Origin of the sequence: Paenibacillus sp. VT-400 (assembly GCF_001029205.1) — a bacterium.
Classification (GTDB): domain Bacteria; phylum Bacillota; class Bacilli; order Paenibacillales; family Paenibacillaceae; genus Paenibacillus; species Paenibacillus amylolyticus.
On sequence record NZ_LELF01000059.1, the window covers coordinates 263,393 to 287,442 of the forward strand.

At 46.5% G+C, this 24,050-nt stretch carries 23 protein-coding genes and 1 riboswitch; of the genes, 5 read left to right on the top strand and 18 right to left on the bottom strand.

All coding sequences use genetic code 11. The annotated features are described in order from the left end of the window. Positions 1-49: 49 nt before the first annotated feature. Together EL84_RS08000 and EL84_RS08005 are read right to left on the bottom strand one after the other, a co-directional pair. Entirely contained in the window at positions 50-691 is a 642-nt protein-coding gene (locus tag EL84_RS08000) for an NAD(P)-dependent oxidoreductase (protein ID WP_047841293.1), read from the bottom strand. 222 nt (positions 692-913) lie between these two features. Then, a complete protein-coding gene (locus tag EL84_RS08005) occupies positions 914-1,270 on the bottom strand; it encodes a HesB/IscA family protein (RefSeq protein ID WP_036605753.1) in 357 nt (118 codons plus the stop codon). 630 nt (positions 1,271-1,900) lie between these two features. Between EL84_RS08005 and mqnE the strand changes: the two genes are divergently transcribed. Continuing rightward, positions 1,901-3,007, top strand: a complete 1,107-nt coding sequence (gene mqnE, locus EL84_RS08010; protein ID WP_047841294.1) for an aminofutalosine synthase MqnE — start codon at positions 1,901-1,903, stop codon at positions 3,005-3,007. Positions 3,008-3,240: 233 nt separating this feature from the next. Next, complete coding sequence (locus tag EL84_RS08015; protein ID WP_047841295.1) at positions 3,241-4,302, top strand: NAD(P)/FAD-dependent oxidoreductase; 1,062 nt, start codon at positions 3,241-3,243, stop codon at positions 4,300-4,302. Here EL84_RS08015 and EL84_RS08020 read toward each other — a convergent pair. Continuing rightward, complete coding sequence (locus tag EL84_RS08020; RefSeq protein WP_036605750.1) at positions 4,299-4,553, bottom strand: YuzB family protein; 255 nt, start codon at positions 4,551-4,553, stop codon at positions 4,299-4,301. The two genes, EL84_RS08015 and EL84_RS08020, sit on opposite strands and share 4 nt — an antisense overlap. 78 nt (positions 4,554-4,631) lie before the next feature. Between EL84_RS08020 and EL84_RS08025 the strand changes: the two genes are divergently transcribed. After that, on the top strand, positions 4,632-4,877 hold the full coding sequence (locus EL84_RS08025) for a NifU family protein (RefSeq protein WP_017692412.1): 246 nt from the start codon (positions 4,632-4,634) through the stop codon (positions 4,875-4,877). A 138-nt stretch (positions 4,878-5,015) separates the two neighbouring features. On the opposite strand, the gene EL84_RS08030 is transcribed toward EL84_RS08025, so the two are convergent. After that, positions 5,016-5,795 (bottom strand): SDR family oxidoreductase, encoded by a 780-nt coding sequence (locus EL84_RS08030; protein ID WP_047841296.1) that lies wholly within the window; start codon positions 5,793-5,795, stop codon positions 5,016-5,018. 109 nt (positions 5,796-5,904) lie between these two features. Between EL84_RS08030 and EL84_RS08035 the strand changes: the two genes are divergently transcribed. Then, complete coding sequence (locus EL84_RS08035) at positions 5,905-6,813, top strand: DUF2167 domain-containing protein (protein ID WP_053061421.1); 909 nt, start codon at positions 5,905-5,907, stop codon at positions 6,811-6,813. A gap of 123 nt (positions 6,814-6,936) precedes the next feature. On the opposite strand, the gene EL84_RS08040 is transcribed toward EL84_RS08035, so the two are convergent. From EL84_RS08040 to EL84_RS08065, 6 genes are all read right to left on the bottom strand, one after another. Next, complete coding sequence (locus EL84_RS08040; RefSeq protein WP_047841297.1) at positions 6,937-7,776, bottom strand: MetQ/NlpA family ABC transporter substrate-binding protein; 840 nt, start codon at positions 7,774-7,776, stop codon at positions 6,937-6,939. 75 nt (positions 7,777-7,851) lie between these two features. After that, positions 7,852-8,511: a methionine ABC transporter permease gene (locus EL84_RS08045; protein ID WP_047841298.1), complete on the bottom strand. Its 660-nt coding sequence runs from the start codon at positions 8,509-8,511 to the stop codon at positions 7,852-7,854. Then, positions 8,512-9,546, bottom strand: coding sequence for a methionine ABC transporter ATP-binding protein (locus tag EL84_RS08050; protein WP_047841299.1), 1,035 nt, complete (start codon positions 9,544-9,546; stop codon positions 8,512-8,514). It lies immediately after the preceding gene. 126 nt (positions 9,547-9,672) lie between these two features. Beyond that, positions 9,673-9,814, bottom strand: a riboswitch (SAM riboswitch). A 129-nt stretch (positions 9,815-9,943) separates the two neighbouring features. Continuing rightward, positions 9,944-10,660 carry a Cthe_2314 family HEPN domain-containing protein gene (locus tag EL84_RS08055; RefSeq protein ID WP_047841300.1) on the bottom strand — a complete coding sequence of 239 codons (717 nt, stop codon included), beginning with the start codon at positions 10,658-10,660 and terminating at the stop codon, positions 9,944-9,946. A gap of 201 nt (positions 10,661-10,861) precedes the next feature. Next, positions 10,862-11,800: a COX15/CtaA family protein gene (locus EL84_RS08060; protein ID WP_036605745.1), complete on the bottom strand. Its 939-nt coding sequence runs from the start codon at positions 11,798-11,800 to the stop codon at positions 10,862-10,864. A 480-nt stretch (positions 11,801-12,280) separates the two neighbouring features. Beyond that, positions 12,281-12,625, bottom strand: coding sequence for a thioredoxin family protein (locus tag EL84_RS08065; RefSeq protein WP_017692403.1), 345 nt, complete (start codon positions 12,623-12,625; stop codon positions 12,281-12,283). Positions 12,626-12,765: 140 nt separating this feature from the next. On the opposite strand from EL84_RS08065, the gene EL84_RS08070 reads away from it, so the two are divergent. Next, the gene (locus EL84_RS08070) at positions 12,766-14,052 is read left to right on the top strand and encodes a DUF2515 family protein (protein WP_047841301.1); all 1,287 of its coding nucleotides are present in this window, start codon (positions 12,766-12,768) and stop codon (positions 14,050-14,052) included. Positions 14,053-14,260: 208 nt separating this feature from the next. Here EL84_RS08070 and EL84_RS08075 read toward each other — a convergent pair whose 3' ends face one another. The 8 genes from EL84_RS08075 to EL84_RS08110 all read right to left on the bottom strand — a co-directional run bounded on the left by EL84_RS08075 (position 14,261) and on the right by EL84_RS08110 (position 23,701). Next, a complete protein-coding gene (locus EL84_RS08075) occupies positions 14,261-15,889 on the bottom strand; it encodes a polysaccharide biosynthesis protein (RefSeq protein WP_047841302.1) in 1,629 nt (542 codons plus the stop codon). Positions 15,890-15,950: 61 nt separating this feature from the next. Further along, on the bottom strand, positions 15,951-16,391 hold the full coding sequence (locus EL84_RS08080) for a DUF456 domain-containing protein (RefSeq protein WP_047841365.1): 441 nt from the start codon (positions 16,389-16,391) through the stop codon (positions 15,951-15,953). 54 nt (positions 16,392-16,445) lie between these two features. Continuing rightward, entirely contained in the window at positions 16,446-17,195 is a 750-nt protein-coding gene (locus tag EL84_RS08085) for a Cof-type HAD-IIB family hydrolase (RefSeq protein ID WP_047841303.1), read from the bottom strand. A 688-nt stretch (positions 17,196-17,883) separates the two neighbouring features. Next, positions 17,884-18,756 (bottom strand): metal ABC transporter permease, encoded by an 873-nt coding sequence (locus tag EL84_RS08090; RefSeq protein WP_047841304.1) that lies wholly within the window; start codon positions 18,754-18,756, stop codon positions 17,884-17,886. Beyond that, positions 18,756-19,715: a metal ABC transporter permease gene (locus EL84_RS08095; protein ID WP_017692397.1), complete on the bottom strand. Its 960-nt coding sequence runs from the start codon at positions 19,713-19,715 to the stop codon at positions 18,756-18,758. The genes EL84_RS08090 and EL84_RS08095 overlap by 1 nt, the downstream gene beginning before the upstream one ends. Before the next feature lie 3 nt (positions 19,716-19,718). Further along, on the bottom strand, positions 19,719-20,540 hold the full coding sequence (locus EL84_RS08100) for a metal ABC transporter ATP-binding protein (RefSeq protein WP_235431501.1): 822 nt from the start codon (positions 20,538-20,540) through the stop codon (positions 19,719-19,721). Between the two features lie 30 nt (positions 20,541-20,570). Next, positions 20,571-21,515 carry a metal ABC transporter solute-binding protein, Zn/Mn family gene (locus tag EL84_RS08105; RefSeq protein WP_047841305.1) on the bottom strand — a complete coding sequence of 315 codons (945 nt, stop codon included), beginning with the start codon at positions 21,513-21,515 and terminating at the stop codon, positions 20,571-20,573. 236 nt (positions 21,516-21,751) lie between these two features. Continuing rightward, positions 21,752-23,701: a peptidoglycan D,D-transpeptidase FtsI family protein gene (locus EL84_RS08110; RefSeq protein ID WP_200904519.1), complete on the bottom strand. Its 1,950-nt coding sequence runs from the start codon at positions 23,699-23,701 to the stop codon at positions 21,752-21,754. Positions 23,702-24,050 lie beyond the last annotated feature (349 nt).

Genomic DNA, 24,050 nt, shown 5'->3' on the forward strand with positions numbered 1-24,050 from the left:
TGTGGAGATCAGCGTCCGTTTGTATGTTCCATATTATCATTTAAAAGTGTTACTTCACTTCACCAACAACGGTAAAGCGCTCGTTTTTGTGTTGTGGATTCTCGATCTCATCAACCAAAGCAATCGCATAGTCTGCATAGCTGATGTAGCTGTTTCCTTCACTGTTCACGAGAATAACATCGTTGCCCGCTTGGTATTTGCCCGTGCGTACGCCTTCCGGATTGAAGAATCCAGCTGGGCTTAGGAATGTCCATTGAATACCCGAAGATGCTTGCAGATCCTGCAAGTTTTGGCCTTGGTTCGTTGCAGTTGCTTTGTAAGCATCCGGGAATCCTGGGGATTCAAAGACACGCAATGTCTTGGACTCGTCTGTGAACAGGCTTCCTGCTCCACCCACCACGATCAGACGAGTGTTTGGTGCATCCTTCAGGATGTTGATCAACGCTTGTCCTACTTCCACATGCAGGTTTTCTTTACCCGCTGGGGCACCAAATGCATTTACAACCACATCAAACGCTTTAACATCTTCAGCTGTAAGATCGAATACATCTTTCTCCAGCGTATTCAGGCTTTTATCTTCCAATTTGGATGCATTACGAACGATTGCCGTTACTTTATGCCCTCTGTCTGCTGCTTCTTTCAAAATTACACTTCCTGCTTTGCCTGTTGCACCAATGATTGCAATGTTCATCATGATCTCTCCTTTAAATTATCGATATTGTTTATGTTTGAACTTTATATTGTAACTATAGTTGTTACAACTAAGTTTGTCAACCATGCACAATCAGTACACGCAAAAAAGCCCCTGATATCATGCCCGTGCAAAACGGATACAATTCAGAGGCTATCTATTAAAGGGTTGCAAACTGCTTATTTAAAACAAGATTGGGAAACCACTTTACAACTCCGTTTCTTAACAATCCTTATCCGGCACACCCGCATCTTCCTTCGTACGGAAAGAAGATCCACATCCACAAGTGGCTACCGCGTTAGGATTATGGATGGTGAACCCACCCGTCATACCGGACTCTTCAAAATCAATTTCGAGACCATCCAGATACTTCAGGTTTTCCTTCTCGACTACAACCTTCATACTCTGAATATCCATATACAGGTCCTCATCGGACTCTTTATCGTCAAAGCCCATGGCGTACGAAAATCCGGTGCAACCGCCCGGTGCTACGCCAAGACGCAGGAACATACCAGGTGTCTCTTGCTGTGCAAGCATCTCTTTCAATCTGTCAGCAGCCGTTTCGCTGATGTTAATCATGCCAGGTCACTCTCCTTTTTCATATAAAATCATGTTCAAAAAGGGCGCTTTTCAGTACCAAGAAGATGGGATGAAGATAGAAATGGAGTAGCGGAGCGTAGGCAAAACTACGTGAGCAACGGACATTTCGGCTGAATCCCATATTCGACGCTGAGATGCCGCTAGGCATCCTTCGTAATCAAAAGCGGACTTTTTGAACTACCTTTCATTAACTCTTCTTTAAATTATACTCCACCCCGTCAAGGGTCTCAAGTCATGTTTGCCTCTTTCCGCGTTCCCCCTCTACTCCTTTTTCTTCCCAGTGTATTGAACCCCCGCGACACGAGGTTTATAATGAATAGGTGGTCGCACTGAAATGTCGATATTTTGCCATGACTGATTCAGGTGACGATCATATATAGAGTTGTAATTTTTTTCACATTTCGAGACTGTCCGCAGTCCCCAATGCATATAGAGTCACAAGACTCACTTTAATGAAAAAATTAGCTTTACGTACGCAGCACACGCTGCACCGGGTAAATAAGAGTTAGTCCATATAAGAAGGCGGCAGTTGACCGCATCTTTGCTATGTAGTTCTGTATGCAGATCCTACACACAACTCAAATCCGGTTAAGAACAGGAGGAAACAGTATGTCTACATTGGTAACACCGTTCACAGACAAAAGAATGGCTGAAATCGTTGAGAAAGTGCAGAACGGCGTAAGGCTGAACGTAGAAGACGGCGTATATCTGTATGAAACAGATGATCTGCTGACTTTGGGCCAGCTGGCCAATGAGGCCAACTTGCGGAAAAATGGTAAGAAAGTATATTTCATCGAAAACATGAGTCTTTATTTTACAAACGTATGTGAAGCTCACTGCGCTTTTTGTAATTTCCGCAAAGATCAGGGTGAAGAAGGCTCCTACACATTATCCGGTCAGGAAATGATCGATTATGTGGAACAGCATATTCATCCAGGCGTACGTGAGTTCCATATCGTAGGCGGACATAACAACCATGTTCCTTTTCAGTATTATGTCGATTCCCTGCGTGCTTTAAACGAGAAATATCCGGATGTTACGCTTAAAGCCTACACGGCAGCCGAGATCGATTTCTTCACTCGCATCAGCGGACTCAGTATTAAGGAAGTTCTGCAGGAGCTGCAAAAAGCAGGTCTGAAAACATTGACTGGTGGCGGCGCTGAGATTCTGTCGGATGAATATCGCAAAAAAATGCGTGTAGACAAAGCGAACGTGGATCGTTATCTTGAGGTGCACCGCACTGCTCATAACCTGGGCATGCGTACCCATACAACGATGCTGTATGGATCGATTGAATCCTATGAGGACCGCGTTAACCACATGGTGCAAATCCGTGAATTGCAAGACGAGACCAACGGATTCATGGTCTTTATCCCACTTTCCATGCAGCCAAAAAGTAAAAACGCGAGTATTATGCGTCGTAACTCGGCTTATGAGGATCTCAAAACAATTGCGATCAGCCGTCTGATGCTGGATAACATCGATCATATCAAAGCATACTTCATTAACATCGGTCCACAGCTAGCTCAAGTTGCCCTTGGATTCGGTGCTTCGGATGCACACGGCACAATCGTTCGCGAACGGATTAGTCATGCGGCAGGTGCACTCACACCTGAAGGCCTTACACGTAAAGAGCTCATATGGCTCATTAAAGGTGCAGGACGTATTCCGGTAGAACGTGATACGTTCTACAATGAAATTCAAGTGTACGAATAGGATATAACTCCATTCACAACCAATATTGCACCAGCACCACTCCAGAACCAGCTTTCATTATAGGGAGACGTTTGAATTCGAGTGGTGCAAACTGCTGATTAATATCTTCAATTTTCAATGTCTACTTTTCAATTATTCAAATCATAACAAAAGGAGCAGCTATGTTATTACATAGCTGCTCCACAGTTTACAGCCCCATTTCAGTGGGACTGATGCAGAAAGGAAGCCGAGTCATGAAAAATTTCGTCATTCTTGGAGGCGGTTATGGCGGCCTCACCATCATCAAGGAACTTCTGGAGGGTAAAATTCCATCCGATACACAAATTATTTTGGTGGACCGCAGCCCCTTTCAGGGATTAAAGACAGAATATTACGCACTCGCAGCAGGAACCGTATCTGATTATGACCTGCGTATCCAATTTCCAGTGAGCGATAAAGTCACTTACCGTTATGGAGAAGTTACTTCGATTGACCTGGAACAGCGTCAGATTGAATTTGAAGGCCAAGACCCGCTCTTGTACGACAAACTTGTCATTGGACTTGGTTGTACAGACCGTTTCCACAACACACCAGGCGCCGAAGACTACAGCTGTACCATTCAGAGCTTTAGCAAAACACGCGAGACCTACCTGCGCCTCAATGAAGTCAAAGCCTATGGCAATGTGCATATCGTAGGCGGCGGATTAAGTGGTGTCGAGATAGCAGCCGAACTTCGTGAGAGCAGACCGGATCTGAACATCAGCATTTTGGATCGTGGTGAACGTGTATTATCCGCTTTCCCGCAACGTCTATCCGTGTATGTGCATGAATGGTTCAACGAACATCAGGTAGAGACACGCGGGCATATCGCCATTTCACGTGTTGAACCTAACGCCATCTATAACCGGGATGAACAGATTCTAACAGATGCTGTCGTGTGGACTGCAGGCATTCAACCAGTAAAAGTGGTACAGGATCTGGACGTAACCAAAGACCCTCAAGGACGTGTCGTCCTGAATGAATACTACCAAATCCCGGAATATACCGATGTGTATGTCGTTGGTGACTGTGCCAGTGTCCCTTATGCACCTAGCGGTCAAGCTGCGGAAGTACAGGGTGAGCAGATCGCCCATATTCAGCATGCCCTCTGGAAAGGCGAAAAGCCCAATCCACATCCACTCAAGCTTCGTGGCACACTGGGTGCACTCGGCAAGAAGTCTGGGTTTGGGCTGATGGGCAAAACGTCCATGATGGGACGTGTACCTCGTATTTTGAAAAGTGGTGTGCTCTGGATGTCCAAGCGTCATCTCGGTTAGTCGAGATCCAGCTCGTCCCAGACATCGGCTTCGGCAATTTTGGCCAGAATGGCGTTATATAGATCTTCCACTTTGTCCGTGATGACAACTTCACCATTCACCAGTGCAAATGGAGTCATAGAACATTGGCCGCAGTTGGTGAGGCAGCCGTATTCAATCACATCATAGTCTGGATTTTCTTCCAGTTGATCCATGACTTCATCTGTGCCAAAATGCATATTATTGGCACAAAATTCAATAATCGGTCTCATATAGGTTCACCTGCTTTGTTTGACCATTTTAATTTGTGGCCATTTGTAATATAATATAAGGGAAAGGAGTTGAAAAAAATGAGCGAAAACGCACAAAGCACCATGTATGATGAAGTAATTGATGTGCTTGACAAACTTCGTCCGTTTCTGCAACGCGATGGCGGTGACGTGGAACTGGTCGACGTGGAAGACGGCATTATTAAGCTGAAACTAGTCGGTGCCTGCGGCAGTTGCCCAAGCTCCACCATTACCTTAAAAGCCGGGATTGAACGTGCCCTTCTCGAAGAAGTTGAGGGTGTACAAGAAGTCGTACAAGTATTCTAATCAATCCTTCACGAAATAAACCTCAAGAGCCTTTCGCTTCGCATGAAGCGGAGGGCTCTTTTTTTGTGTGCATATGCAGAGAGTCCATTTCATCTGTCCCTTTTACCAGATTCCACGTACAATCCTTCAATTCACCTTTTAAGTATCCTCACGCTGTATGGTCGGACGAATCGGATCAAGTCCTCCAGATACATCCATAATGTTGCCTGTTATAAAATCGGAATGATCAAGGCACAGATACGTAATCACTCGTGCAATATCTTCACCGCTGCCTGGACGCCCTCTTGGTGTTTCCTCGTCGATGATGCCTGCCATTTCATCAATCGTTTTCTCTTTGTTCGCACCACGAATGTCACCTGGACATACCATGTTAACCGTAATTCCATACGGGGCTTCTTCAACCGCGAGTGTCTTTGTAAAAGATACCAGACCCACCTTGGCAGCCGCATATACGGCGCGATGAGGCCAAGATCTCGCTTCTCCAGCATGACTGAAGCCAAAATGGATAATGCGTCCCCATTGCTTGCGTCTCATCTCTGGCAATACACGCTGATCCAGTAACATCGGTCCCAACAGATTTCCCTGCACAAGCATCTGGACCTCAGCTTCAGAATATTCCGCAAATAATCGTCGTTCACGGACAAATGGACCTGCGTTATTCACCAAAATATCAATGCTGCCCAGGTTACCTTCCACCTGCTCAACCAATAAAGAGATATCTTCCACCTTGGATATATCAGCCTGGATGGCAATGCACCGCACACCCTTGGCTATAATCTGAGCCTTTAAAGCCTCAGCTTCTGTTCTGCTGTGTACATAGTTGAGGGCAATATGGCACCCTTGATCTGCCAGACTGAGGGCCGTCATTTTACCAAGACCTTTGGCACTTCCCGTTATGAGGGCAACCTTTCCCTTCACGTTCATCCCCCTCTTCAAAGAGCAGTCACTATCCAGTATAAAAGATTTGTCGTCCTCCTACAACTCGCTTATCCACAAGGGATTATCCACCTTTAATTCCAGATATATTTTGACTGAGCAAGAACCTGATGAGTACGATTGGATTACTGGACTAGCATCTGTCTCTTTGGACGGTAAGGCCACCCTGGAAGTCCCTGAAAGCCATTCCTATCTGGATAAGCCCAATACCCAACGCTCGATACTTAACAGTGATGGAAAGCCTAATGGGAACGAAATCGGAAGCCTAACCAGCAATAGTGAATTCGGCTCGTGGTATGTTGTGTTCGAGTACGTGAAGACAGGTCATATCCATGATGACGATCAAAATTTGAGTGCCGAAGAGCTGTTAAGCAGTTATATCCGAGGCACAGAAGAAGATAACAGAAAACTTGATCCTGAATATAGAACGTACATAACGGGGTGGGAAATCGAACCGGCATATGACAGTACCAAACATCAGTTGGTTTACTCCCTTGGTTTTAAGAATGCTGATCAGCAATCCATGGTCAATTACAATGTAAAACTCCTGACACGCGAAGGGTACATCACAGCCATTCTGGTTACAGATACGGCCAACTTTCAACAGAGCCGTCAGGCATTTGAGGAAACCGTACTTCATAAGCTTAGCATCAATGCAGGATACACCTACGAGGAGTACAATGCTTCGACTGACAAAACATCCACCATAGGGCTCAACAGTCTTCTGATGGGCGGGATCGGGTACACGGCTTCCCAGAAATTCAGTGCTCTTCTTTTGCTCAAAAAAGGATGGGCCTTGATCCTGGTTGTCGTCCTTGGGTTAATCGGTTGGATCAGATACAAGATCAAAAGCTCACACGGAGAAGAAGAAACACTCTCTCCCTCCGAGAGAACGTACCTGCAAGAAGCAGATGAGCAGCAGTATGCTGATCAGAATGAATTATCCTATTACCGCCAATCTGGACATCACTCCAACGCGGAGAAACAAGATAAGCCCTAACCCTTCCCTTATTGATCGCCACGTCAGCACAGATTAGGAAACATAAAATAAGCCGTATATCTCTTCTGAAGAGATATACGGCTTATTCTTAAAAGCTTCACATCATATCATACATATCATGAATTATTCAGTTGCAGGTTCAACTGCACCTTTATAACGTTCTTTGATGAATGTTTTCACTTCTTCGGAGTGCAGAGCAGCAGCCAGTTTTTGGATTGCATCTGCATCCTTGTTGTCCTCACGGGAAACGAGGATGTTTGCGTATGGGTTACCTTGCAGATCTTCGATCAGCAAAGCATCATTCTCCGGATTCAGGTTCGCTTCGAGCGCATAGTTAGCGTTGATAAATACCAGATCCGCTTCATCCAATTGACGAGGCATCATGGCTGCATCCAGCTCGATGATATCCAGGTTCTTCGGATTGGCTGTGATATCTTGAATCGTAGATGTAATATTTGTGTTGTCTTTCAGCGTAATGATACCTTCCTTCGCGAGCAACAACAGTGCACGTCCACCATTGGATGGGTCATTTGGAATTGCTACTTTTGCGCCGTCTGCCAATTCATCCAAAGACTTAATCTTTTTGGAGTATCCACCAAAAGGTTCAACATGAACAGGTGTTACAGAAACGAGGTTGAATCCACGTTCTTTATTCTCTGTGTCCAGATAAGGCTGGTGCTGGAAAAAGTTCGCATCCAATTTTTTATCAGCAAGTTGCTGATTGGGTTGTACATAGTCATTGAACGTAACGACTTGCAAACGAATACCTTGTGCTTCCAGTTCAGGCTTGATGCTTTCCAGAATCTCTGCATGTGGTGTAGGTGAAGCTCCAACTTTCAATTCAACTGTACGAGGTGCACCTGCTGAATTGTCTGCGCCGCTATCGGCGTCCTTGTTGTTTCCGCAAGCTGCGAGAACCGCAATCAACATAAGACTAAGTAGAGCAAAAGACCATTTTTTCATGTGTAAAACCCCTTCTCTAATCATTTTTGTCATGTGGCATCTGCATTATTGCATAACCATCATGTTATCTATGTGTTATTTCCTGGTGAAAAATGTAACCAAGCGATCTCCAGCCATCTGGAGAATTTGCACAAGAATGATCATCGATACTACGGATATAATCATGATTTCATTTTGATAACGATAATACCCATAGTTGATTGCCAGCGTTCCTAGACCTCCACCACCAACCATGCCCGCCATCGCCGTGTAAGAGACAAGCGTAACGATGGTAATGGTAATACCAGCAACCAAACCAGGTAACGCTTCAGGCAGTAATACCCGTCTTACAATTTGTCCGGTCGATGCACCCATTGACTGTGCCGCTTCAATGACACCCCGATCAACTTCTCGCAACGTCGTCTCCACCAATCGAGCAAAGTAAGGAGCTGCTGAAATAACTAAAGGTGGTATAACACCTAACACACCTGTAGCAGTACCGACGAGTGAACGAGTGAACGGTATAAGAGCAACAATCAATATGATAAATGGGACTGAGCGCAAAATATTCACAATCAAGGACAATATAATGTACACCGTCCGTGACTTGATCGAAGCAGATCGGGCTGTCATGAACAGCAGCACTCCGAGCGGTAAACCAAAAATTACGGTGAACAAGCCTGATACACCCAAAATTTGCAGTGTCTCAATGGAGGCTTTACCAACCTCTTCCCAGCGAACTGTTGAAAAATCCATCTAACGAAGCACCTCCACATCAAGTCCCTCTGCGGTCAATTCTGATATCGTCCGATCAATAGCATTTGAATCACCCTCGAACCGAACGGTCAGTTGCCCATAAGGAACCTGTTTGATCGTAGAGATTGTACCTTGCAGGATGGCAAAATCCACGCCTGTCTTACGTACCGTTCTAGACAAAATCGCTTCATACGTTTTGTTACCCAGAAAGGATATCTTCACAAGTTTGGAAGCAGCACCTGCCTGCAATTCAACGCCTGCATTTGCCAGAGCGGTCTCTTCCAGAGCAAGTCCAGCTTCATGGTCACGCATCATGAAGTCCCGCGTAATCGCATGCTGCGGCTTCAAGAACACGTCTGTTACAGGTCCTTGTTCCACAATGCCACCTTGATGAATGACAGCCACCTTGTCACAGATGTTCTGAATGACATGCATCTCATGTGTGATCAGCACAATCGTTAGGTTGTACTTTTCATTAATGTCGAGTAATAACTTCAGGATTGAATTTGTTGTCTGCGGATCAAGTGCCGAAGTAGCCTCATCACAGAGAAGTACATTTGGATCACTTGCAAGTGCTCTCGCAATCCCTACACGTTGTTTCTGGCCACCCGATAATTGAGCCGGATATTTGCTGCTGTGGTGCTCCAGACCAACCAGTGCAAGCATTTCCTTCACTTTTCGATCAATGGCATCCTTGGGTGTATTCACAAGCTTTAGTGGAAAAGCTACATTGTCATATACCGTTGCCGAAGATAACAGATTAAAGTGTTGAAAAATCATTCCGATCTTGCGTCTCTGTTGCTGCAATTCGGTTTTGCTCAGTTCAGTCAGGTTAATTCCGTCAACCCATACCTCACCCTCCGTAGGCCGTTCCAGCAAATTAATACAGCGAATCAATGTGCTTTTGCCCGCTCCGGAATGGCCAATCACTCCGTAGATTTCGCCCTTTTGGATGCTCAAATTCAACTCGGATAACGCTGTTGTAGATTTTGTTCCTTTGCCGTACGTTTTCGTTAAACCTTTTAATTCAATCAATCGCACTTGCCCCTTTCCAACCACCTACTTGTATCTTTACCCGATCTAAAGGAAAACTCCCCCTAAAGTACAAAAAAAGAGCCCTTTGCAGATACAAAGAGGGCTCTTCACGTGAAAGAATATACCTTCTCATCTGCCAAAATCGTGTCTTGCACCATTTTGTAGGAATTAGCACCTAACATCTATAACGAATGATACATGTATCATGTCATTACAAATCGGTTGCCGGGCTTCATCGGGCCTGTCCCTCCGCCGCTCTCGATAAGAAATATGTTGTTGTAGGATTTTATAAGTTCATGTAGTTTATGCTTTATAATGTGAACGTAACTTCCGAAATATCAGTTATATCCATGTAACATTCGATTGAAACTCAGTATATTCCAAGTATTCCGATTTGTCAAAGGGAATTATTTCTTTTCCATATTTTATTGATATAACTATAAGAGGCTGTTAACGTTTCACAGACCATATCCACGCCCTGACGCATTTCCTGCACATGCTGATTCAGATCCTCCAATTTCACTTTACCTTGCAAGGTCTGGTGTAACTGCCACAGGTCATCGTGCATTTCTGAGTTCATGTAGTGAATTTCCATATTACGTCGCTTGCGCAGCTTGCTCATCGGTTCACGATAAGAGTCCTTGATCTGTATTAATTGCAATGCAAGATCATGATGCTCCCTTGCATAGTCGAACTGCCTTAACACAGTAAAATAAGAAAAATGTGCTTTGGTATTGGAAGTATTCAGCTGGAATATTTCATTTAATACTGTGCCGACTTTATCCAGAATGGCAAAGCAGCGGATAAAGCCATCTTTGTAGAAATACACATAACGTGCATACTCGGCTTTTTCAGTCGCCGTCATATCATCCGTTGAGCCTGCAACGACCTTTTTGCGAAAATGAGCAGCAGCGAAACAGCTTTGCTCCAGTTCATCCAGTGAGGAGATGAGTCCCTGAGTCCACACATACAGTTTCCGATAGTCATGCGTGGGATCATGGTCCACATGCATTTGTCGTTGAAATAGCTCAAGCGTATGCGCCATTGCGTCCATCGCTGCCTTCAATTTACCTTCGTTTATACGTGGCTTTTCCCCCAACAACGTTCGCAGCATATCTAACCTCCTCTTTTCCAAATCAACAAGAATTCATCACCGTAAACGAAGCATCATTCATTCCGTGTAATTGCTGCTTGCCATAGGTTGCCCTGATCCCTCTGACATCAAACAAAGTCCACCTGTCCAATGATGTACATCACTGGATGGTGGACTTTCATATTTAGCCCAAGTACCTTTGAAAAAGAATGGATCTATATCTTAGAAACGATTAGCCGGGCGATGTAGCTTGTACACCAGGAAACTCATATACGTTAAGACTCCGAACAATATGGCGATATCCAGCATATGAGCAAGAGCTACGAACATGTATACTTCCGGACGGTTCATTGTCACCATCATGAAAATACCAATGACTACTTGCATCAGAATAAGAACAACGGATACCACACCCAGAGTACGCATTTCCTTGTTGTCCGGATGATTACGGTAAGCGAAGTGACCCAGGATCGCAATAACAATCACGAGCGACGCAGCTGCTGCACGGTGAGCAAAAGCAACCGCTACCCCACCCGAAAGCTCAGGAATAATCTGCCCGTTACAGAGCGGAAATCCAGAACATCCGCCGGCAGAATCCGTGTGACTCACAAATGCACCTGTGTATACCACGAGATATGTGTAAATGGTGGAGAACCAGACCAGATTTCTGAATTTTTTGCTAACCCGAGGGTATTTATTCAGGCGCTCCAATCCGCCATCTTTGGCCTCCTGCCTTATGCCCAGCGCCATCATTAGGGAACTGGCAAAAGCAATCAATGCAAAGCCAAAATGCAGTGCCATGACTGCTGAAGATTGGGAGAAGACAACGGCAAAAGCCCCCATGATTCCCTGGACGATAACAAATACCAGAGTTAAGAAAGAAAACAATTGCAGGTCACGGCGTGATTTTCCAAACCGCAGAAAAGCAACAAACGAGGCAATGGACAACAGTCCAGCCAGTGCACTTACAGCGCGATGGGAATATTCAATGAGTGAAGCCACAGTATGTGCGGGAACGAGTTTTCCGTTACATAAAGGCCATTCCGTTCCGCAGCCAAGGCCAGATTCCGTTTTGGTTACTATGCCTCCACCAAAAGTGGCCAGAAACATGACAAGACAGGTTAATACGGTTAACCATTTAAACAAAGTTAAGTGTTTCAATTTTTTCTCACCCGCTGTTGGTTTAAGATGGCGAAGAATATTCTCCGCTTGTTTCGGTACTTTGACACTTATTTCACAACTAAATCCATTATACCGGATAAAATGTTCATTGACGTCGCGCTTTGTGACAAAATGTTAACGTCTGGTGAAATAATGACCCGCAGGTCATTGGGGATATGTACAGAAACGTTTCTTACATAGACGTGTCGAACACACAAACGCCATTTCCCTATTTCAAGAGAAATGGCGTTCTTTTTATTATACCCTTTTACAACATGAACCTGTCATACTTTTATATAAGTTCATGAAACATTTACACAATAACGGAGAGGACAGAAATAACCAGAAGAAGCGGAGCGTTCGCCTTTATCCCCGGATTTCTCCCCTTTATAAAAGGGATCAAAGAAATCTGGGGATAACAGCGATCGGAAGGTTATTCTGTCATCGGAGTGCCTGTGTAAAAGTTGAGCTTGTATAACATTATTTATGGATCGTGTTGTACACCTCAACTGCGCGATCCAGGAACTGCTCAATCTCTTCTCTCGACTTGCGCAGCTTGTTCACATACCGTACGAGTTCGCGGCCATCTGTATACGCCACAAAGCTCGGAATGCCAAGAATATTCTGCTCTTCACTAACGGTTCCAACCTGATCCACGTCAACCTCAATCAAGGTCAGTTCACGTGCATATTTCTCTTCAACCTCAGGCATAAACGGATCGATGTATTTGCAGTCACCACACCAGTCTGCCTTGAATACGGCAATCGTCAAACGTGGGGATTGGATGGCTACATCAAAAGCCGGTTTGGAAGTAATCTGTTCCATTCGGTCATCTCCCTTTCTGTACCTTGTCTTACCCTAAGTGAAGCAAATTGGCGAGTGGAAGTCAAATAATCAGCGCATACTTAGAATAACCACATGGTCTGTGAAATTAAACCCAGAACATCATGAAAGGATGTCACATCATGACTTCCACCAGAACCGATTCTTCCAGCGAACAACATCACGGGTCCCTCCTGCAGATGGTCCGTTCCATTCCGGGTGCTGCCCGGGAAATCTGGCGTGGCAAACAGGCTGCATGGCAAGCTTCTGCACAGCTTCGTCACCCTTTGCGTGACATCGAGTGGGATACAGATACGGCAGCTGCCTTACAGTCTGAGGTGGAGCGTTTGTTACCTGCCAGCGGCAAGTCTTTTGCACGCACGGACCAGGTTCAAAGCGCACTCGTCTGCGAAGAAGATTGCATCATTCTGGAAGAGATTAAGACACTGACCCAGGAGCATAATCGGAGTAATATCACCCGCACGGCAGCCTATCTGGAATGTTATGAGCAATATCCCGAACTGCATTGGGCACTGCTGGCCCATATGGTCTCTCGCAACGGCGGATATCACATGACAGATCTTCAGAGTGACTTAATGCATAATCTACAGAATCAAAGCGATCGCGAGCATATGTATCGGCTGCTGGAGCGGTGCAATGCACTCATTTTCCAGGATGCCTATCCACAGCTTCTGCTGTATATGAACAGTCGCCGGATCGGACGAAGCTGTTTCCATCTCTTGTCGCACTTTCACGTATCGGCGTTTATGACGCCGTTTTGGGAACGCTTTTGGCTGGAACGATGCAGTTCACTGCTAAGTGTGGCATTAATTATTAATGAGCAGAACTATATCGAGAGCCGGGTGGTGCAGCATCCTTATTTTCAAAAAGAGGTACTCTCCAAACCCGCATTCCATCTGCATAATCTGGCCGGTCTGAATCATATCGTCTTTCCTCTTGGACGGGGAGCAGGACTCGCAGGACGTGTCATTGAACATTTTGGCAAACTGGATGAGCGAATCATGTTTGGCAAAGGGCTATATGCCCTATTGTTTGGCGTGGAGCAAGTACACACACAAGTGTTGGAGTTCGCACGTTCGGTTCCTCATCGTGGCTCGCGCGCTGAATATTGGCCTGGCTTGTTTACCAATCGTGAAGACGAGGCGGGTGATCATACATTATACGCTCAGGCGTTACTGGATGAGGAATGGCTTCCAGAAGGGCAACGATTATATAGTCCGGAGCTGCTCTCCGTATGGGGGGACACGCCTTATGAACCGATCACCAGACAGGACTGGCTTCAGACTCGGGATTGTCTCGGTTATCTGACGGCACCGCGTCGGCCATGGCTGTTTGAGATGAGTCACGAACACCGGTATGGCATGCTGAAAACGGCACTGGCTCATGATGCTAAAGCCATCACACACTAATGTTGAAGATTATATGGAACATGCTAATCCACATCATACATGCGAATACCCGAAGTACAGCTAATTTAGGCTTGCTTGCTTAATGCTCAACCCACTCGGCCTAAGCTTTGCCTGAACTAAACAAAAAGCCCTGTCCGCTTCAATAGCAGACAGAGCTTGTATCCTATTTTCACAAAATATTGGAGCTTGAATGATGCTCCTTGCATTTTTAACCTCTTTGCCCAGCTCCACGTTGAAGACGCATAAGTGGACGAAGAATTTTTTGCAGAATACGAGGGTAACTGCCCAGCTCGTCCTTGCGCAGTACACGCAGTACAACCATGAGAACCAGATACACCACCACAACAAGCACACCAACCACAAGGCAGGTAAACAGGAAAGATACACGCGCTGGCAGGAACAGTCCAAAGATCGTATTCCCAATCCAGTTCGTTGCAAATCCTACACCTGCTGCAAGCAAGACCGTAATGATAAACCCTTTCCAACGATCTCCCATGATGGAGAAATCAACGATTTTGCGAAGGACCCGCAGATTCAGGTATGTGATAACCAGGAAACAAAGGGCCGTTGCTATAATGATGCCGTAAATGCCAAAGATCGGCGCCAGAATCAGACTTGCGATCAGTTTGATCACAACACCTGCTGCCACACTGACCATCGTAATCCGCGGTTTACCTACCCCAAGCAAAATGGAGTTGGTGGTCATCATCGTAATCTGGAAAATGGTACCGAATGTTAACAAGGCAATGATCGGCGTTCCATCCAGATTGGTAAACAGCAATCCGTTGACCGAATACGCTGCCGCACAAAGTGCAATGACAATCGGCATACCTGTCAGAATCGAAATGCGCAACGCAAGTGTAACCTGACTCTTCAGATGCGCTTCATCCTTGCGGGCAAATGCTGCCGATATGACAGGCACCAATGATTGACTCAAAGCGATAGCCAGAATCGGAGGAATCCCCGCAATACTTTGGGCTTTCGCCCCCAGGATCGCAAGGACGCCTGTCGCTTCTTCGAGCCCGATCTGGCCACTAAGCAGTGGTACCACAAGGGATGAATCGATGAAGTTAATGGCTGGAACCGCAAGTGAAGACAGCACAATTGGAATAGACAGCTTGAAGATATCACTGTAGATACCTCGCATCGGTAACTGCTCTGCACGCTCGTAATTCAATTGGGCAGCACGGTCGCTACGACGCAGGTTCAAGGTGAAGTACAGCATGACACCGAAGGCACCCACACTTCCTAATACCCCACCAAATGAAGCACCCGCAGCAATCGTTTGGTCATCATAATTCCATTGCAGCATGACATAAGCCACGATAACGGCTGTACCTACACGGGCGAACTGTTCCACGATCTGTGAAATACCGCCTGCTGTCATGTTGCCGCGTCCCTGGAAATATCCTCGCATCATTGCAATGGCCGGGAAGAGCAGCAAGGCTGGAGCCAAGGCGCGAATGGCGCTGACTGACTCCGGTACTTTGGAGACATACGTGGCATAATAAGGTGCCGCGATCCACAATAAAGCAGACATGACTACCCCGGCCACAGCTGCAAAGATAAGGGCTGCACGGTAGATTTGTTGAGCTTCACCCGCGCGTCCGAGCGCATAGCGTTCCGATACCATTTTACTAAGTGTACTCGGTATGCCCGCCGTTGCTACAGTTAACAGCATTAAATATACCGTATTGGAGATGGTAAACGATGCGTTACCGATGTCGCCGAGGATATGCTCCAGCGGCACCCGTTGAACCAATCCGAGTACTCTTGCGATCAGCGCAGCGGCCGCCAGAATGAGCGTACCCCTAATGAATGTTTCTTTCTTAGACAAACGAATTCCCCTTCTTTCCTCCACACCGGACGTGCATCCCGTTGAAGCTAATCCTGAACGTTTAGGCGAATCTTACCACCCAGATAATAAAGAGAACAATCATGACGATTTGCAAAATAATTTTCATCACAGTACTCGTAAATAGCCCCACGACGGAACCAAATCCAACTTTTGACGCTTTGGAAGGTGAAGACCCTCCGATCAGTTCCCCGATAAAAGCACCGATAAATGGTCCCAGCACCAGTCCGAATGCCGGAATGACAAATGGACCAATGATAACACCAATGGTACTCAGCGTGGTTGATAACTTGGAGCCACCGAACTTCTTCACACCCCATGCGCTGACGACATAATCAGCCACAAACAACACAACAACAATCAGAATCTGAATGATCCAGAACCACACACCAAACGGATCAAAGCTGAAGAACCAGCCGTAGACCAGAAACGCGAAGAAAATCGCTACAGCACCAGGCAGTATAGGATATACCGTTCCAGCCATCCCCACTGCAAACAGCAGTACAATTAAAATCCAGGCAACGGTTGCGAGCAAAGGTTACTCCCCCTTCAAAATATGTTCACGGATCACTTCGACGATGCCGTCTTCATTGTTACTCGCTACGATCAGATCAGCCGCTTCCTTCACCTGCTCCTGCGCATTACCCATCGCTACACCAAGACCCACAGCCTCAATGACAGCTAGATCATTCAAACTGTCTCCGACAGCAACAACTTCGGACATCTCGATGCCCAGCAGCTTGCAGACTTCGGCTACACCACTGGCTTTGGATACGCCGGCAGGGTTGATCTCAATATTAACGGGTGAGGAGTTGGTCATTTGCAGACCGCCCATTTGTTGCAGTTCCATCATGATCTGGTGACGCACTTCATCCACTTCGGTATTGAAGCCGAATTTCAACCATTCCAGACCTTCAATATTGTCGGTCCAGCGGTCACGATTAAACAGTTCTTCCACGGAGTATGCCCAGTACCAGCTATTATATTTCTCACCAATCTCCTGCATTTTGCGAATCAATGCCGGGTCCATCAGATGACGCATATGCAGGTCATGCGGGGCTTTCCAGACCTCACTACCATTAACAGTAACCATCGGTGTCTCCAGCCCAAGCTGGACCGCATAAGGCATGGCGTGGAATACCGCTCTTCCCGTAGAAAGGCACACATGTACACCCCGACGAATGGCAATTTGAATCCACTTGGCGGTCTCCTGTGTAATTTCATGATTATCGTTAAGTAATGTTCCATCCATATCCAATGCAAGCAATTTGTATTTCAGTTCACTCATACAGTAGTTCCTCCTAAGTTGTCTCTCTCCAAGTTGAACTCATGGATATCCATTCAGGCACTACGCGGGCAGAAAACCTTTCGAGTCGTAGTATCTTTGTTTTAGAATTACCTTTTTCTTTAGTGTATTGAGATTATACGAGGTAATCGTTACGTGTACGGATCGTCTTCCGATCGCTGTTGTCTCCGAATTTTCTAGATTCTCTCTTCTTAAAGGTTAGAAATTCGGAGACAAAGGCGAACGCTATCGCTTCTTCAGATCGATTCCGTCCCCTTCACTACATCACCTTTGTATTTAGAGCTCATAACACCTAACATCAAGAAGGAAATTCATAAACAAATTTCCCTTCTCTAGGTTTTCTGCCCTCTCCGTTCCACAATGGTTCTCCAGTTCAACTTAAAGGTTCTCTTTATCTAATTTTAAAAATTCTTTCACAACAAGATCGCCCGGCACCCGTAACAACGGACGCTCCGGACGTCACAGCTAACGACATTTTACCACAGATCATCTGTATGCAACAAAATAACCCGTAATCGGCAGGATGACGCCAAATTATCAATTTATATTGCATATGTTATGTCCGGTTGCCCTCGTAAAAGTAATACGACCAGACACGCAAAAAACCGCCTGCGATGCAGACGGCTTCTTATAATTTTATTTATTCACCTGTTATTCACTTAAACTTCCATTACCTTGCCGCAAATTTGCGACGAGCGTAACGGAATACGATGCCATGTTTCGGTGACAGCAGCAGTGCAAGAACAAACAAAATTCCAGCAACAGCTACCATGCAGCCCGCGATGGAAGCATCCAAGGCGTATGCCATGATGTAACCTCCAACCGAAGATGCTGCTCCGATCAGAACGGCATACAGAATCATTTTGCCCAGACGATCTGTGAGCAGGTAAGCCGTTGCCGCAGGTACAATCAGCATGCCCACAACGAGAATCGAACCAACACTTTCAAATGAAGCTACGGACGTCATCGAAACGAGTCCCATGAGCAGATAGTGGAACAGCACTACTGGAATGCCGCAGGCCGCAGCCAGCGCCGGATCAAAGGCACATAGCTTAAACTGTTTGTAGAACAGCCCAATGACGACAAGGATGACTAGCAAAGTGATACCCAGCATCCAGACCGCCCTCGGACCGACATCCGTACCCCCGAGGGTCAGCGTATCCCACTGTACATAAGCGATCTCACCGAACAAGACACAGTCCAGATCCAGATCAATATGCTGGGCGTTCAGACTAATCAGAATGACCCCTACTGCGAAGAGTGCAGTAAACACAATTCCGATCGAGGCATCAGACGACAGTCCTCCCGCCTGCAAACTCTGTATGAAGAACACCGTCAGTAGTCCAAACACCGTTGCACCAAGTAGCATCCACAATGAATCTCTGGAACCGCTCCACAGGAAAGCAATCGCAATACCGGGGAGAACCGCATGGCTGATCGCATCACCGACCAGAGCCATTCGCCGCAGGATCAGAAAACAACCGAGAATGGCGCAGGCAGAAGAAACCAATACGGCCGTTAAGATAATCCAAAACGTTGCCATTACATCTCCCCCCGCTCCTGTTGATTTCGCTGTGTGGCGAGAGTCTGAAGTGTAGCTCGCTCTTCACGCATATATGCGGACTTCGCCTGAATACTACGCAACCGTCGAGCTAATAATCCACGACGCGGAGCCAGCAAGGCTGACCCGGCAAACAATACCGTAGCCGCAAGAACGGTTACAGGTCCTGTCGGCAGATTAGGTACAAGCGTACTGAAGATCGTGCCTGTTGCACCACTCAATGCACCAAATATGCCTGCCAATACCACCATCAGTGCAAGTGAGTCGGTCCAGCAACGTGCCGCTGCTGCTGGAGTTACCAGCAACGCCGCAACAAGCACCACACCAACGGCCTGAATTCCGGCAACCACCGCGATTACCGTTAAGAGCAGGATGAGCTGCTCCAACATGGCAACTGGCAGACCCATACCTCTTGCAAAGCCTGGGTCAAAACTCACCAGTTTGAATTCCTTGAACCAGGCAAGACAGGCAATCAGTAATACGAGACATACGCCACCCATGACATACACATCCGTCATGACCATGGATGCCGCCTGCCCAAACAAATATTTATCGAGTCCGCTTTGACTTCCGCTCGCCCCATGCTGGATGCGCGTCAGCATCACTACACCAACCCCGAAAAAGACGGTCAGCACAATTCCCATCGCCGCATCCTGCTTGATTCGGGAGTAGCGCGTAATCCACGAGATTCCGAAGGTAGCGACAATGCCAGCCACCAGAGCACCGAACAGGAATAATCCGACCGACTTCGTTTCCGTCAACATAAATGCAATACAGATCCCAGGCAGAGCAGCATGAGCAAGGGTGTCCCCCATCAGACTCTGTTTACGAAGAAAGGTGAAGGAGCCAATAATCCCGCTACTGAATCCTAACAACAGACAGCCAAGCAATATCCAACGTGTATTGGGGTCAGATAAGATGGCAACGATCCAGTTCCACATGCACTACACCTGGCCTTTCTCCGTCCGGCTTCCGATCATCGCAATCCGGCCTCCGTACGTCTCTTGCAGTGTATCCGGTACAAATACTTCACTTGTCGGTCCACCTGCCACCAGTCGTCCATTGAGCAGCAGCACATGGTCGAAGTATTCCTCGACTGTCGCCAGATCATGGTGAACGACCAGTACCGTTTTGCCTTGTTTCTTCAACTGTTCCAAAAGCGAAATGATCGCTTTCTCCGTGGTGGCATCGACACCTGCAAACGGCTCATCCATGAAATACAAATCTGCGTCTTGTACGAGTGCCCGCGCCAGAAAGACACGTTGCTGCTGTCCACCGGACAGCTGACTGATCTGGCGGTACATGTAATCACCCATGCCGACTTGCTCCAGGCAGTGTGCCGCCAGGTCCCGCTCCTTTTTCCCCGGACGACGGAACCATCCCAGATGACCATACCGTCCCATCATCACCACATCGAGTGCATTCGTTGGAAAATCCCAGTCCACCGATTCCCGTTGGGGCACATAACCGATGCGGCGACGTTGTTCCCTGTACGATTGTCCGAAGATCCGTACCTCACCATGCATCTTCGGTACGAGTCCCAGAACAGCTTTGATCAGGGTCGATTTCCCCGCACCATTCGGTCCGAGGATTCCGATGAGTTGTCCTTCAGGGATATCGAAGGATACGCTGCTAAGCACCGGCTTTTTGTGATACGCAACAGCCAGATCCCTCACACTAAGAGGAGCCGATGTTGGCTGCGTTCCCTGCAAGTGACTATTGTTCAGTTTCGTAGGAGTTTGTTTCAATAAAGTTGTATCTTCCATAATCCTGTACTCCTCTCTTCATGTGCTTCATTATTTCAGTGCTTCTACAATCGTCTCAACATTGTGGCGAATCATACCGATGTATGTGCCTTCTTCCGTTCCCTCAGCCCCCATGGCATCCGAGAATAGTTCTCCACCAATGCTGACCGTATGTCCTTTTTGAGCTGCTCCAGCAATGATGGCTTCCATCGCTTTTGCAGGTACACTCGATTCAACAAATACTGCTTTGATATGGTTATCTACGAGATAATCCCGCAGTTCGCTAACATCTTTTGCGCCGTATTCGGCTGCTGTACTGATGCCCTGAAGCCCCATCACTTTCATGCCATAAGCCTGACCGAAATATCCAAATGCATCATGCGCCGTAACCAATACCCGGCTTGCTTCCGGAATCTCCAGAATCTTCTCACGCACCTCGGCATCCAGTACTTCGAGCTTCGCCAGATACGCCTCTGCCTGAGCCTTGTACTCTTCAGCATGGTCCGGGTCCGCCTCCATGAGCGTATCGCGTACGGCTTCTGCCGCATGCATCCAGTGGCTGACGTTAAACCAGACGTGTGGATCATATTCGGTGCCGCCTGTATCTTTGCCTGAGTGTAACTCCTCAACTGGAATAGTCTCTGTAACAGCAGTAACCAGCTTGCTTGAGGACATTTTCTCCAAAATGTCTGTCATTTTGCCTTCAAGATGCAGTCCATTATAGAAAATGACTTTTGCTTGTTCCAGCTTGCGAATATCACCTTGGGATGCCTTGTACAAGTGGGGATCAACTCCCGGGCCCATTAGCCCGGTAACATCAACATATGCCCCGCCTACCTCACGTGCTACGTCAGCGATCATTCCCGTTGTAGCGGTTACTTGTAACTTGCCACCACTGCTTGTCTCTGCATCACTGGAACATGCCGTAAGTACAACAACCAGAACCAGAGCCGCTAGCGTGATGAACCCCCTCTGAATACTCCTCATTTTCACCATTAACAATTCAACCGTCCCCTTTCCCTCTCCTAAAATACTTGTCTACATCTAATTTTGTTGTACAAGGTATTAAGTTTTAATCAAGACTAATAATGTTTCCCTTGTGCAAATTTTATCTGAAGCCAAAAAAAAAGGCAAGGGATTATTTCCCCTGCCTGTCCAAATATTTTTAATTCACTTCATTAACTTTCTGGTCACGATGGTAAAAGAGCCAAGTTCCGCGAGGTTCTTTTGCATTACTCTTTGTCTTTCCCTTCGTCTTTCTTACCTTTCGGCGTTCCATCGAGACCATACACTTCATCATATGCATCGAAAATTTTCCGTGCTATTGGTGAAGCACTGACTGACCCGAACCCACCTTCCGGTACAACAACAGCGACAGCAAGCTTCGGATTATCTCGTGGTGCAAAGGCAATAAATACACCATTCTCTTTTTTGTTCGGTCCGGTCCCCTGCTCTGATGTTCCTGTTTTCCGAGCATAATCGTAAGGGAAACCGTCAAATGAACTTACTTTGGTAACCATTCCTTTGTGCACTTCATTCCAGTGAGCATCGGCAAAATCAACTTCATTGAGCACCGTAGGTTTGATCTCTTTCACCACATTGCCGTCCGAGTCACGGATTTCCTTCACCAGATGTGGTTCCATCCGTTTGCCCTTATTGGCAAGCATGGTCGTGTATTGGGCGAGTTGCATCGTGGTGTACTTGGCTTGTTGTCCAAAGGAGGCAAATGCCAAACGTGTTAGAGCTGATTCGTCTTCATTAGTATATTCTAGCCTACCCAGAAATTCATTAGGCAGATCTACACCAGTGGACACACCCAAGCCAAATTCCTGCATGTGTTTATGCCAGACATCGATACCTTTCTCTGAGCCATATTTACTTAACAAACGTTTCCCCACCATATCAATCATGAAGGCATTGGAGGATTTCTCAATCGCTCTTCTCGCCGTAATAGAACCATTATATGCAGAATGCGAGTTCTTCACTTGTCGTCCGTCTTTTCCCAAAACCGCATATCCCTGATCATGATAGGTCTCTCCTGCTGTAAATAATCCCTCTTTCAATCCAATCAGCACACTTAGCGGCTTGATTACTGATCCAAGAAGTATAACGGATTCCGCCCGACTAGGCTTGGCATCATTCGGTGGGAACGACTCGGTGGTTCCGTTCCGGAATACATATTTGATTTTGTCATAATCCCAATCGTTCGGATCATAATCCGGCATACTCGCCATAGCCACCACATTCCCCGTATCCACTTCCATGGCTACTGCGTATCCGGTAATTGCCTTAGGGAGTCTTCGCAATTCGTCCGTTATTGCTTCTTGTGCGGCCATCTGAATCTCCTTGTTAATGGTGGAAACCAGACTGTAGCCTTTCTCCGGTGGTGTTTGTAACATCGTCCCATCTGGGAGATTACGTGCGTCAATATCAATGGACTGATATCCGCTTCGTCCACGGAGTTCTTCCTGGTATTGAAGCTCCAGCCCATCGAAGCCAACCTTCTCTTCTTCATGGTACACAAGACCAGGATCACGCTGGGTACTTGCCCCCTCGCGGATGGCCTTATATTTGGCAATGGAATCTGGTGCCCGTTTGAACTCTCTTGTGTAACCCACAATCTGAACGGCTACACCATCCGGGTCATATTTTCTTATGTTTTCTTCCAGCACCATAACGCCTGGATAATCTGCTTTTTTCTCCATGAAAAAGGCAATTTCTTTGGTCGATAGATCCGACTTCACAAGCCTCGGCACATACCCGAACGTTTTCTGGTAATCCAGATCCAATCGTTTGATGATCTCTTCAGCATCCGGCTGCTCTTTGTCCCCTGGATTAAACTGCTTAAACACAGCCGCCAGATCATGAGCCAGTTCCTCTGCTTCCTGTCTACGTTCATCATTCCGATAATCCTCATACAACAACACATAGAGGGACTGTACAGGTTCGGAATAAGCGAGCGCGACTTCCCCTGTCGCATCATAGATGGGACCACGAACAGGTGCAAGTGGAATGTCTTTGGTATTACGACTCGTTTCCATATACGTCAGTTCAGGACCCTCCACAAATTGCACAAAGGCTAATCTGAAAATAAGGATACTGAATATGACAAATGCCGCGAAAAAAAACAGATTCAGCCTTGCGGTGGAAGGCTTGTTGACGGGTGTATCTTCCTCAGTCATGGGTTTCTTCCTCAATCGGTTAAACATGTTATAAGCCTCTCCCGTTCCTCTATAAAAATAAAATATTTAATCCGTCTTGTGAACGTGTTCAATCCGATATTTAATCCTTTCTCATACAAGTCTATCAAAGGTTAGCTGTCACGTCTTTCAATATTTGGTTACATTTTCGTAAACAGAACCGTTACACTACCCCATCTACCGATTCCAATGTAAACACTGACATATCAACATTATCCCGTTCTCCAGATCGCGTTTACCCTTCCCTTATATAAACGTGGTACAGCTCATATGGTTACATATTAATGCAACTAATTAGTTCACTCTTACGATCCATTCTCCACGTAAAACA